11 protein-coding genes are annotated in these 12435 nt (G+C 56.4%); 10 read left to right on the top strand and 1 reads right to left on the bottom strand.

The features are described 5' to 3' along the window. The first annotated feature begins 169 nt into the window (after positions 1–169). From CVS27_RS00855 to CVS27_RS00820, 6 genes are all read left to right on the top strand, one after another. The gene (locus CVS27_RS00855) at positions 170–541 is read left to right on the top strand and encodes a hypothetical protein (protein ID WP_103463852.1); all 372 of its coding nucleotides are present in this window, start codon (positions 170–172) and stop codon (positions 539–541) included. Next, the gene (locus tag CVS27_RS00850) at positions 538–837 is read left to right on the top strand and encodes a hypothetical protein (protein ID WP_103463851.1); all 300 of its coding nucleotides are present in this window, start codon (positions 538–540) and stop codon (positions 835–837) included. The genes CVS27_RS00855 and CVS27_RS00850 overlap by 4 nt, the downstream gene beginning before the upstream one ends. A 420-nt stretch (positions 838–1257) precedes the next feature. Next, positions 1258–2640, top strand: a complete 1383-nt coding sequence (locus tag CVS27_RS00845; protein WP_103463850.1) for a hypothetical protein — start codon at positions 1258–1260, stop codon at positions 2638–2640. A gap of 581 nt (positions 2641–3221) precedes the next feature. Then, a complete protein-coding gene (locus tag CVS27_RS00835; protein ID WP_103463848.1) occupies positions 3222–4532 on the top strand; it encodes a hypothetical protein in 1311 nt (436 codons plus the stop codon). 247 nt (positions 4533–4779) lie between these two features. Then, positions 4780–5385, top strand: a complete 606-nt coding sequence (locus CVS27_RS00830) for a hypothetical protein (RefSeq protein ID WP_103463847.1) — start codon at positions 4780–4782, stop codon at positions 5383–5385. A gap of 889 nt (positions 5386–6274) precedes the next feature. After that, complete coding sequence (locus tag CVS27_RS00820) at positions 6275–6571, top strand: hypothetical protein (protein WP_103463845.1); 297 nt, start codon at positions 6275–6277, stop codon at positions 6569–6571. A gap of 151 nt (positions 6572–6722) precedes the next feature. Here CVS27_RS00820 and CVS27_RS00815 read toward each other — a convergent pair whose 3' ends face one another. Next, positions 6723–7727, bottom strand: a complete 1005-nt coding sequence (locus CVS27_RS00815; RefSeq protein WP_103463844.1) for an HNH endonuclease — start codon at positions 7725–7727, stop codon at positions 6723–6725. A gap of 977 nt (positions 7728–8704) precedes the next feature. On the opposite strand from CVS27_RS00815, the gene CVS27_RS00810 reads away from it, so the two are divergent. From CVS27_RS00810 to CVS27_RS00795, 4 genes are all read left to right on the top strand, one after another. Further along, complete coding sequence (locus tag CVS27_RS00810; protein WP_133162846.1) at positions 8705–9364, top strand: hypothetical protein; 660 nt, start codon at positions 8705–8707, stop codon at positions 9362–9364. Positions 9365–9579: 215 nt separating this feature from the next. Further along, positions 9580–10530: a peptidoglycan-binding domain-containing protein gene (locus CVS27_RS00805; RefSeq protein WP_133162845.1), complete on the top strand. Its 951-nt coding sequence runs from the start codon at positions 9580–9582 to the stop codon at positions 10528–10530. Then, on the top strand, positions 10527–11180 hold the full coding sequence (locus CVS27_RS00800) for an ABC transporter ATP-binding protein (RefSeq protein ID WP_103463841.1): 654 nt from the start codon (positions 10527–10529) through the stop codon (positions 11178–11180). Before CVS27_RS00805 ends, CVS27_RS00800 begins: the two co-directional genes overlap by 4 nt. An 89-nt stretch (positions 11181–11269) precedes the next feature. After that, positions 11270–12280: an ABC transporter permease gene (locus tag CVS27_RS00795; protein WP_243400000.1), complete on the top strand. Its 1011-nt coding sequence runs from the start codon at positions 11270–11272 to the stop codon at positions 12278–12280. Positions 12281–12435: the final 155 nt, after the last annotated feature.

Here is a 12435-nt window from a genome sequence, read left to right as displayed (position 1 = left end):
AAAATTCATTCGGGAGAAACACTCCATTTTGTGATACTCTTCGAGCCTAAATGAATCCCGCTGGGGCCGTGACTTAGAAGCACGGGATTTCTTCACCCAGATATGTAGCCGGTCAAAGCACCCGAAGCGTGGTGGGGAACCGGAAGATCTCCAACAATGGAGGCTTCCGATGGATGCTGCTCTTTTAACCCCAACGACCGTCGATGGACTCGACGACTACGATCTTCCGCTCAATAACTTCGGTGCGATCACCAGGAACTACCCGCACACGGCTAGTCGTCGAGTGGAAGTCGACCGCCAAGATTGTGGTCATTTACCTGCCGCGCAGACCATGCACGGAACTCGGGCCCGTAGTGCCGACCTTGCTGAATATGAGCGCCCGATCAAGTCGGTCGAGCAACTGAACCCTGCGGTTGCGAATGAAGCCTCGAAAGTGGCCGAGGATGATGCTGCTGTCATCGCCCGCGTAGTTGCCACGTTTCCTCCGCTTTCACCAGAACAACGAGAACGCCTTGCGGTAATCCTGGGTGGTGCCTCATGACCGCACACGGAAACGCCAGGGACTATGCCGATGGCTTCGTCTACTTTCAAAGCTCTATCCGCCGCCCGACGGAGATCGACGAGACCATGGCACGTCTGCGCGATCTCCTCCTGCTGCGCACGGCTGTCAGCGAGCTTCTCCGCGAAGAGGTGGGTCTTCTCTCCTATGAACCGTCACCGGCGACGGATGCAGTCCTCGCGCAGCTGCTTCAGGATGTCTCTGAAGCTGACACAGAGATGCACCAGAACCTGACGGTACAACTGACGTCTGCCCCGGACGGTGGTGACGGTGAGTGAAGCATCAAGGCAGGCCGCAGCTTGTGCGCTGTGTATATCTTTTTTGGCCTGTCCCGGCCAACCTATCCAGGCTCTCCATTTTCAGGGACCCAAAAACTGTGCACGTTTTTGAGTCAAGTGCGAAAAGTGCCTAGTATCTCAACACTTGTACGTGCGCTCGTCCCGTGCGACTTGATTGGACTGCCGAAAAACTGTGTACGCAAATTGCCTACCAAGGACAAATATTCTTTGGATCTGTGCGGTTCTTCAACACTCCGGACTACACAGTTTTTCCACGAAAAACTGTGTAAAACGCCCCAGAAACTGTGTAGCTCAAAAAAACTGTGTACGCCACTTTGCCATCAACGTCCGAATTGCAATCCAATAACGAAGAAAGCCCGGCAGTAACCGGGGCTTTCAGAGAACACGAGGATTCATCTCATGGCCAGAACATTCAAGAAAGTACCTACCACCGAACGCCGCCACCGTGGCTTCTCCATTGTGTCGGACTTCCTCACATGTGAAGACCTCCAGCGCTTCATCACCGAGAACCCAACGGCTGACGTTGTCGCCATGGTCCATGACGCTGACCCGGGCCGCAAGACCCATGGTCACCTTTTCGTCTACTTCCGGGGAACGCCCCAAACTAAGTCGGCGGTGCTGCGCAAGTTTAGGAAGGCCGTCCAAGTCATTCTCTACATCGAGCACTACGAGCCGGGCAAGCCCCACACCGGCAAGCACGCTTTGACCCGCGCCGCCCGGTATTTGACCCATGAGCACCCCAACGAGCAGGCCAAGGGCAAGCACCGCTACGGCGACGACGAGATGCTCTATTCCACAAGATGTCAACGGTGGAGGGCTGAGGTCGATGCCCTAAACCAACTGGACGGCATTGATCCCGAGAAGGCTACGAAGACCACATTGGTTGAGCGATTGGCCAGACAAGTCTTGAGCGGGGTGCTGACAGAACGGCAGGTGAAGACTGACTACACCTCGCTGTATCTGGCCAAGGGACCGAGTTATTGGGAACGGTTGGAGCGGCGTTTCAAGAAATTCGCCGCTGACGATGCCGAGGCAGCAAACCACAATGCCTTGCGAGAAGAGCGCGAGCGGGCGGCTCGTGAAGCCTCCATTCGTGCTGCACAGGAAGAGCTGGACCAGCAGGCCCAGGCCGCAGCCGAACAGCTCCAGCATGAGGCGGACAAGGCGGCGCAGGAAGACGAAGCAAGGTCGCGCTCACAAGCTGAGCGTGAACTGCATGAGTCGCCGGAGTACAAGACACAACAGCGCTTTGAAGAAGAAGAAACGGAGCGTAGGAACATGGTTGTGGTCATTGCCATGGCGATTGGATATTCCGGCCCTGCTTCTGGCCGCGAACGTGCCGTTGCCAAGCATATCCAGGACGCTGGCTTCGCGTCGAAGAAGTACGGCCCTGACGAGAACCTGACCGCCGAAGATGCACGGGTGTTCCTCATTGACGATTATGGGCTCCAGGGGACACCTGAGGAGCAACTGGCCCAAATGCTTGAGGACGTCGAGCTGGAGATGGAGTTCTTCAAAAGAGTCCAGCACCGGATCCATATTGCCGAGTTTCATGCCGGAGCCGACGACGCCAGCAGTGTGGACGCCTATCTGAGTAGCCTGAGCCTGCGGGACCAGTGCCAGGGCTTTGAGGACCTTGTTCGTCTCGCTAGTCCCCGCGCAGACATCCCCAAGTCCGTGATCGCGGCTGCCACCAAAGACCTTGAGAAGGGTGCTGCCGGCGTAGCCGGCTACAAAGCTGAAGCTGAGCACGCCGCCACAGCCGAGGCCAAGGCGGCCTAACCAACCTGCCCAGAAACTTGGATGGGCACCGGCATACAAAGAAAAGGGAGCAGCACAATGACTGACCGAGTGGCCGAGCTTGTGATCACCGCAAATGCGCTTGTGGATTCTGCGGATGCTGAGCGTCCCGACTTTGACGCTCAGATTCGTTCAGCGAAGCGGCAGCCCAGTGGGGTGACGCGTAGCTGTACGGCTGGCAAAACCACCACTCAGCGCGAGCTGATGGGGGCTTTTGCTTGCCCACGCAGTGGGCGAGACCCGCAGGGCGCCAGACAATATTCGAGGCACGAAAATATTGTCTTTATGGCGCTAAAGAAATTCTGCTGCCTTGAGAGCGAAGCCGAGGCTCAAGGCAGCAGAATTTCTGCGACGCCATGGTGTTGGGAGGGGCGTAGCCAGAGGCTCCCAACACCGTGGTGGCGTACTACCGCACGCACCGGGAGCGCGAAGCAGAGGCTCACTGTGCGGGTTGGTGGTGACCAGTGAGTGAGAACAACGGCAGGGTCGGCGCTGACGTACGTCACCTTCGGCACGGTGCAGAGGGCACACGCTCAGACCGGGCCTCTTTGCTCCATGAGTCGATGCGGGAGCTCGATCCCCAGGCGGCTGCCTACTTCGCCGCAGCAAACCCCAACATCGTTGCTGCCGACACGCACAGCAACATCGCCATGGTCAACGACGGTGTTGGAGGGTTCCGGCGTCCGAAGACGAAAGAGGAGGTACTGGACTACGGCGACGCTCGTATAAATGGAGTTCACCGCAAGATCAGCACCAGGTCGTTCGAGACAACTCTGATCGTCATCCATTTGCCTAAGTCGATGTGCGTGGAGGTACCAGGCTTCTATCCCGTGGTGGACAAAGATGGGGTCCATCAACTGGATCGGGAGGGCAATCCCCGGACGAAGTCCCGCTGGATAACTCGTGACCGTGATGAGGCAATCCGCTTCTTCAATGACGCGTTGACGTACTTCGGCAATGACGTACTGACCGGCGGCATCGACGCCATCCATGGATTCGACATCAACTTCGATGAGGCCACCCCTCACGTCCAAGCAATGGCCGACACGTTCGCGCCGGACCCTAAGCACGACGGCAGCCTGCGTGTTGATGCCTCCCGCATGTGGGGAAGTCATCCTGAGGTGCGTGACGAGAGTGGAAAACAGATTGGCGGCAGCCGGAAGATGCGCCAGTATCAGGCTGGACTCCGTCAGCGGATGCACGATCTTGGCTACCCCGTCGAGCTCAAAGTCGATCCGACTCGCAGCATGTCGAGCCAGGGGAAAGAAGAGTACATCGAGACCCAAGACAAGTTAGCCGAGATCGCCCAAGGCGAGGAGTCTCTTCAATTGGGGCGGCGACGGCTCAACATGGACCTACAGGACCACAAGTATCGAGATGCTGCCGTAGGCCGTCTCCTGGCGGATGCCCACATGAAGCACAACCAGGCCGATGCTGAACTGGATGGCCTGCCTGAGCTGCGGCGGAAGGCTCGCCAGGAGGGCATTGCAGCTGGTCAGTCGGTTCTGGCCGCTCGCGAGGCAGATATTGATCGACGTGAACTCGCCATCGTACTGGAACGCGCTGAGATGGCTCAGAAGTCCGAAGCTGCTCAGAGAGCCCTCGACGGTGCGCGAAGGTCGCAGATCGCGGCTCAGGCCGCCAGGGATGAACTTGAAGCTGAAGTGCAGCGCCTGAAACGCCTTCCGGCGGATTACGACAGGTTCCTGGATACGGTGATGAAAAGCGGCAAGACGCTCCGACCGATGTTTGAGCGCTCCGTGACCGCGAATCAAATAGGTCGTGGGGAGCGGGTGCAAGGCGTCATCCAACGGCACTCAGCGGTGTTGGACACGCTCATGGATGACAAAGACGCCGACCCGTCACCCTGGTAGCGGCTGGTTCATATGGAAACTCGGGACATGGCCGCATGAGCGGTGAAGAATCTGCCCATGGGAACGAGCTACGGTGCGACACGCGGGGGTTCAGGTTCGAGGTGCCGTTTGGCATAAACGCTTCCTGTCCGTATGCGTCCTTTTACGAGCAATAGGTCTCCATTCTAGATTCGTCCAAACTTCAGGATCGGAGGTGTGAATATTCGGGCGTCCCGGATTGAGTATCGAAGCGGCATAAGGTCAACGGATGAATCACGTCGAACAGAATGAAATTCTCGTCAAGCTCCTGAAGTACCTGATGGAGGCACACCGCAAGAACTGGCTCACCAGCGAGGGACTTGTAGCGTGTCTCGAGAGGGAGTTGGCCGCCGTCGATGGCGAGCAGGCCACTACGATTCCGGACCAGATTCGGACTCCCCACATCGGTGAGGGTCTACAGCGGGCCAAGCCACTGAGATCAAAACCCGCCGACGTTCTTGCTCGAAAGGTCAACATCCTTCTGGACACGATCGGGACCGACTCTGGTAAGCGGTTTGAATACCAGGATGTACGTGATTGTGCCTTGGAAGCAGTGGGATATTACATTTCACGTACCAGATGGGAACTCCTTAAAGCTGGCAAGGAACAAGTTGTCCCAGAAGAGTGCCTCCATGCCCTCGGAGCAGTTTTCGGTATCGACCCAGACTTTTTAGTCCGGGAAGACGGTGCGATTCCGGAGCCGGTTTGGGAAGAAATGAGTCGGCTAAGGAGGCTACGGCTCGCCGAGGTGTGCCTTTTTGCCGAACAATCTCTGGAACTAGTGGATCCAGAAGCTCTCGAGGCGATAACCGCGATCCTTCGCGAAGTCAGCTAGCGATAAACATCCACACGGACGCACGCCCCCTTGGAACCAGCAACGAGGACAACGATGGCATTCAGCAGAGCATATGACCCAGAAAACAGGGACCAGATCTTTGATACTTTGCGTCGCGAAATTCTTGCCGCTCGGCTGAAAGTTACCTTGGATAGGGAACTCAAGCGTGAGACATCCGAGATGGTCATGCGCTTGGCCGGCATGAAGCTGCCGCCGATAGTACAGATGACCCACTACTCCTGTGATGTTCAAACTTGTGCCGTTGTTAAGCAGGCCCTGGACATTCATGCGGGCGCCGTCAGACGATGCCGGCCGACGAAGTGAGACGCGACCTTCGCCTGGATGGTTGAGCAAGGGGGATTTTGACTCTTCGGGAACACTGGATGAGGAAGAGCTCAGTTTATCAGGGCCGAGAGTTGGTGCTGCGTTCTTCGTTGGGCACATCCTGGGTGCTGGCAATCGGACTTCAGCTATGGAGCAGCCGGATCAGCCCTGTGCCTGCCAGACAAGCTCGTAGCCCATAATCAACCCATTGTTGCCCAGTGTTGTACAAATTGCACCCACAGTGCACCCGCAACTCCCACTGCCCATCACGCCGGCTTGCGGGACTCTGAGCCAGAAGATCTGTGACCAATTTCTGGCCACGGTTGCGCAGCAAACGGGTCAAAAATGGGCTTGCAGATGGTCAAGTTTCTCCTAAAAAAGACTCTGTCGCCGCCCTTGCAAGTCACACTGTCATGAGATCTCGAGGCTATACCCTGACGTTCACCAGCGAACCATCAAGATCTTGGATGCGGCTGCCGCCTCCAAGATCTATCCCGGCACCGTCCCGGAGCTATGGACCGGCACCCTGCAACACGCCACAATGTAAGCACCAGGGAGGACAACGATGGCAATCAGCAGAGCATACGACCCAGAAAACAGGGACCAGGTCTTCGATACCTTGCGTCGCGAAATTCTTGCTGCCCAGGTAAAGGTGACACTGGACAAGGAACTCAATCGTCCGACATCAGATACCGTGAAGCGCCTGGCCGGCATGAAGCTGCCGCCGATCGTCAAGATGAACCACTACATCTGTGATGCTCAGATTTGTGCCGTCGCCCAGAACGCCAAGGACATTCGTGCGGGGCACCGTTGTCCGATGCCGGCCGACGAAGTGCGGCGCGACCTTGACCCAGATGGTTGATCAAGTGGAACTTTGACCCTTCGGGCCCAAAAACAGGGCTGGCAGGGATCCGTTGTCCCGACCAACCCCTAGGTGTCCACTCAACTGACCTGAGGTATGCGGTACAGACCGTAAGTGATGTTCTCCAACCCGCCCCTCGGCGGCCAGTGCGTTACACGACCACCTTTGCGCCCTTGGTGCGGTTGCAGCGCCAGCACAGTGTCAGCAGGTTCTCAGGAATACTGAGACCGCCTTTGGACACCGGCATGATGTGGTCAACTTCCAGCAGCAAGTGCGGCTCGGCGGCCACTGAAACGCCGCACCCGGGGTTCTGACAGGTGTGGTTGTCACGGGCCTTGATCCATCCGCGCAGGTGAGCAGTCATCAGCGCGCGTTGTCCGGCCGCCGATTTCGCCCAGCGGATCTTCTCGACGAGCGTCGCAGACAGGGCTTCCAGAGTGCGGGCATCGAGTTTGATGCTCGTTGCCTGGCCACTGTTGCCTCCCGCGGAGGTGTACTGGAACTTGTAATGCGGGTACGGCACCGTAATGGGCGAGAGGTGGACACCGACCTGATTCCAGAAATCGTCAGCGTAGCGCTTGAGAATGAACGCGGGCGGATTGATCCTCGCCGTGATCTCCGCCTCGCGGCCCTTCACATTGGCGACAGCCTCTTCCAACCGCGAGATGTCTTCGGCAACGCGCTGGACGTCAGCCAGTGTCTCCTGGTCAGCCTTGATGGAGAAGTACTTCATGAGGTACTTGATCGGGTCGACGCTGGCGCTTCGCACAATCTGGAGGGATCCGTTGTGCACGTGCGGCTCATATTCGGCCACGTTGCGGTCACGCCGATTGTTCCAAGCCGAGTTGTTCTCGAACGTCGCCAAATGCGCATACTCGCCTGTGGAGGACGCTCCCAGCTCGAACGAACCCTCCGATCGGATCTCGGCCACGTAGCTCACTACTTCGTTGTGCTCGGCGACAACGGAGGCAACCTCCGTCCGTAGCCCCTGGAACTGCTCTGAGTTGAAATAGCGGCGCTTGCGGATCTTCCAGATGATCGGACTGGAGATCAGAACCAGGACAAGCGTGAAAAAGGTGACAGCGCCGTTACCCGTGATTCCACCAAGGCAGAGGGGCAACACAATGAGCAGCGTTATGTAGAGCGGTTTAGGCATGGTGAAGTCCCCCAAGAGTTGCTGTGATGTCGAAAGACCATTATGACGTGTGCTCAGGGCATCACTGCATGAACTGCCTCATGTGTCAGGGGAAAGGGCCAAAGTCCGACCGCTTAAAGGGGCGCACACATCAATCGCCTCACGGTTTTCAGGAGAAGTGCGGGACGGACCCCCGTGTCGTGTTTTCTCATCGGTGGCGGCTGGTGAGAATCAAAGTCTGTGCCGGCGGTGCCTCGGGGGCAAAAAGAAGCCCCACGTGATCGGTGGATCATGTGAGGAGTCTGGGAATCTCACCGAGGGAAGTAATCAGGTACCCAAGCCGAGACCACTTGTGAGTACTCCACAGAAAACCGTTACAGCTGTATGTAAAAGTAGTGGCGTTTTCATGCTCGCTGTGAACTGAAGTCGATTGAAAAGTCGGCCAGTTTTGACAAAAATCAAGCCAACTAGGGCAAAGCACACGAGGCTGAAATCTGCCAGGGCTACCAAGCTTTCGCACTAGGTAAGCCAAAACAAACCGTTCGTAATGTTTGCTGAGAGATTGGACAACGCTGCTGACACATCACTATGGTGATGAAAATACCCGGGTATTTTCATCACCATCATTGAACTCTTGCCTTGGTACTACAACAGATTGGGGAACAAAACATGCGTAATTTTCGTAAGCGGGCTCTAGTGCTCGGCACATCAGCTGTGCTCGCCCTTGCAGCGACCGGATTGGCGGCTGGATCGGCATTTGCGATCGGCGAGAAGCGGGGCTATACAGAGTGCCAGGCCAACCGCAGTGTGATTGTCACCAGCAACACGACTACAGCAGGCAGCCCGTCCTCTTTTGCCGTCGGACACTACGTAACCGGCGGCGGTACATTCAACTGGTCATCCGCAGGATATCACCAGGCAAAGCACCAAACGCCCGGTGGAACGTGGACAATCTCAACGACGGGCACGGTAGGTAGTGGCGGCGGTAGCTGCGGCTAATGATTGACAAGGTGATGAAGCGGTGGATCGGTAGAAGCGTTGTTGTCTTCGTTGCAGCAGTCTTGCTTGCGAGTTGTTCAGCTGAACTAGAGAAACCAGCAGAAGTTCTCGATACGGATCAGTCATACTTGCAGGAAACGGCAAAGACTTGGGCTGAGTACTACCATATTTCCGATCCACCGCCCGTCACTCCCGTCCGCTTCATCGGCACAGAAGAAGCCGACCAAGTACACCGCGATTGTTTGCTAGACGCGGGTTACCCCGTCAACAGTTTCGGAATGATTGATTTTCCTGAGGATCAAAAGCAACAATTCGACCTTGCGGAGTTCATTTGCAAGCTGCAATTCCCACTTCCTGAGCGGTACACCCAGGTCTGGAGCGATGCAGAAATTTCCACCCAGTATGACTGGACTGTTCAGTATGTGATTCCCTGCCTGGAACGAGAAGGACACCGTATCTCTACTCCGCCTAGTGAGACGGTCTTCTTGGAAACTTGGCGATCAGACGCTTTCTACCCTTTCAAGGACGTAAAAGTCGATCTGCCCGGTGCACAGTTCAACCAAGAAATGACGCGGCTGGAGAACCTCTGCCCGCAGATCGCGCCCGGCTCTGTGCTTTTCGATGGTATGAGCATTTCCGATTGGACGGCCACTCGTTGAGCTCGGAATCGAGTCGGCAAAGCATTGCAGGCCGAACATCCACATCATCTAGGGTTCCCGAGGCCAAAGCTGAACGACGGCTAAGGCATGGTTGGAACCTTCTGGCGGGCGGAATCCTTGTGCTGGGATTAGGCACCGGAATCGGTTTTGCGGCCAAGACCGTTCTGATTCCTCCGCCCGATCCCATCAAGGCCTCAACTTTCACGTATGTTCCCGTGCGGGCAGGGGAAGTTGGTTCCACACTCGACATCAGCGCCACGGCACAATGGAACACGCAGAATGCCGCCGCCAATCAACTATCAGGTGTCGTAACCAGCATCGCAACATCTAGCGACGGCCTGTACTCACAGGGTGAGGTTTTGTATTCCGTCAACCAAATCCCCGTGGTTGTTGCCATAGGTGATGTGCCGGCGTTTCGCTCGATAGGTGCTGGTGACCAAGGCGACGATGTAGCCCAAGTTCAACAGATGCTCGCTGACTTGGGGTTGTTTGTCGGATCAGTCAACGGTAAGGCCGGATACGACACCGTAGCCGCAATTTCAGCATGGCAGGATGGTCTGGGAACCAAAAACACAGGGCGGGTTGAATTTGGCCAAATCATTTTTCTACCCTCCCTTCCTGCGCGAGTAACAGTCGACTCTGCGGTTATTTCAAAAGGCTCCGCACTGTCCGGCGGCGAGCAGACCATCCGTCTAACTGACAACCAGCCAACCTTTTGGTTGTCGGTTACCCCCAGCCAAGCAACCACGTTGCGCGCTGGGCTTGAGGTCCAGATTTCTTCACCCAATGGGAACACCTGGCACGCAGTAACAGATGGACAAGAGGCCGACAAAGAATCATCCACCATCAATGTGAGCCTCAAGTCAGCAAATGATGGTCCCATCTGCGCGGATCAATGCCGGGAACTCAAATTCAACGACCGCAGTGTGCTGCCTTCCAAGGCAATCCTGACAAAACCTGTCAAAGGGATGGTCATTCCAACATCGACCCTGGTAGTTTCGGCCCAGGGCGACACCGTGGTCGTGGACGAGGCTGGCACAGCTGTCCCTGTCTCAGTCCTTGCCTCTGCTCGCGGAATGTCCGTCGTTGAAGGCGTCGACAATGGGACGAAGATTAGGTTACCTGGCAGAATTAGCGATTCAACGGCAGAAGATCCAAAACAATGAACCGCAGTATCAGACCGTCGTTGGAAGCCCAGGAACTTTCCTTCGGATATAGTTCTGGATCGAGCCTTCTGGATAACTGGTCAGCATCCTTTTATCCAGGAACGATCACAGCACTTACCGGGTCGTCTGGACGCGGAAAGTCAACTCTTCTCTACCTTCTCGGGTTGATGCTCACGCCGTCGGCTGGTGAGATATTGGTTGAGCAACAGTCGGTTAGTTACCGCTCAGACGCAGAGAAGGCCTGGCTCAGAGCTCACCGCTTTGGTTTCGTCTTCCAAGACGCCGCCCTCGATATCACGCGCAGCGTCATGGACAACGTGACGGAAACAGCCTTGTACCGTGGTGAGCCTCGCAAAGCCAGCGCATCAAGAGCTTTGGACCTTCTCGACCGTTTCGAAGTTGATGTTCATCCAAGTCGGAAACCAAGCCAGGTTTCGGGTGGGCAAGCGCAACGGATCGCGCTCTGTCGAGCTCTACTATTCCAACCCAGCATTGTTTTAGCCGATGAACCCACGGGAAATCTGGACCCAGCATCGAGCAAGATCGTCATTGGAGCCCTCCGCGAGCACGCCGATTCGGGCGGAACCGTGCTGATCGTCACCCATTCACCTGAGATTGCTTCTGGGTGCGACAACGAGATCGTGCTGTGAAGACACTCCGTCCGATTGCACTTGAGGCACTAGCATCTGCTCGATCTCAACCGGTGGTTTCAGCGCTCACGGTTCTAATGGTGGCCGCCATGGTGTTCACGGTCATGCTCACTACAGGCAAAGCTGTCGGATCTGAGCAGAAAGTACTTGGAACCATCGACTCCATCGGCACACGAACACTAGTCGTTAGAGCGGAAGCAGACGCTGGAGTACTCAACGACGTCATGAGTCGTGTGGAGGATATTGTTGGGGTGACATGGGCGCTGGGCTTCTCACCAGCCCAAGACGTAACGAACTCAGCGTTCGAGGACGGGACCCCGGTTCCGGTCAGATTCGCCTACGGAACGCAACTCGGTACCCTCAGCATCCCTGAGCGACAGCCCATCTCAGATGACCTTGCCTATGTTTCTCCCGAGGCGCTATCCCAGCTTGGACTTGACTACCCCTCTGGCAGCATTTCATTAAACAGTGGCGCCGCCATCGCTGTAGTTGGCGAAATCGAAACTCCCGAGGTCTTGGACCGATTTGAACCTCTAGTAGTTGTTCCGCGGCAGGACAGCACCACTGATAACCAGCCGCTGGGCTTGGTCGTAGTCACTGTCGATGCACCTGAGAATGTGGAAGCCGTTGGTAAGGCAGTACTTAGTGTGCTTGCAGCCACTGACTCCACGAAGGTCAAGATCGAATCCAGCAAGGAGCTCGCCGATCTGCGTGCAATTATCCAGAGTCAGCTTGGCAGCTTCTCCCGAACATTGGTCCTTGCCCTCTTCTCCGTCACGGCGGTGCTCCTCACCGTTGTCATGACTGGACTGGTCTTGATGCGGCGAAAAGACTTTGGTCGGCGTCGCGCTCTCGGCGGAACTCGATCATTCGTCTTCCTTATGCTGCTCTTGCAAACATCCATATTGTCGCTAGCAGGTGCCCTGGCAGGCTCCCTGACATCGCTGGCCCTGTTGGCCGGCAGCGGGGACCCGCTACCAGGAATGGCCTTCTCGGTCTCCGTGATTACGCTGACTCTCGGGACTGCGTTGGTTGCAGGCGTTATCCCCGCTCTGATCGCGAGTAGGCGCGAACCAATGAAAGAACTCCGAGTGGCCTGACTTTTGGTGCGCAAGCAGATGCGTTAAAGTTGCAGCGTCGACCTCCAATTCATGCATAGTTCCAGTCCCCGGTGCAGGTGGATGCTGCTCTAACCCAGAACCCCCAGGTCAGCGTATTTCGTGCTGCCGGCCTCAGGTACATCCCCTCTTCTACA

This window comes from Arthrobacter glacialis, from assembly GCF_002909445.1.
In the GTDB taxonomy this organism is placed as follows: Bacteria; Actinomycetota; Actinomycetes; order Actinomycetales; family Micrococcaceae; genus Specibacter; species Specibacter glacialis.
Note: the sequence above shows the minus strand (reverse complement) of the source record. Positions and strands in the feature narration are given on the sequence as shown.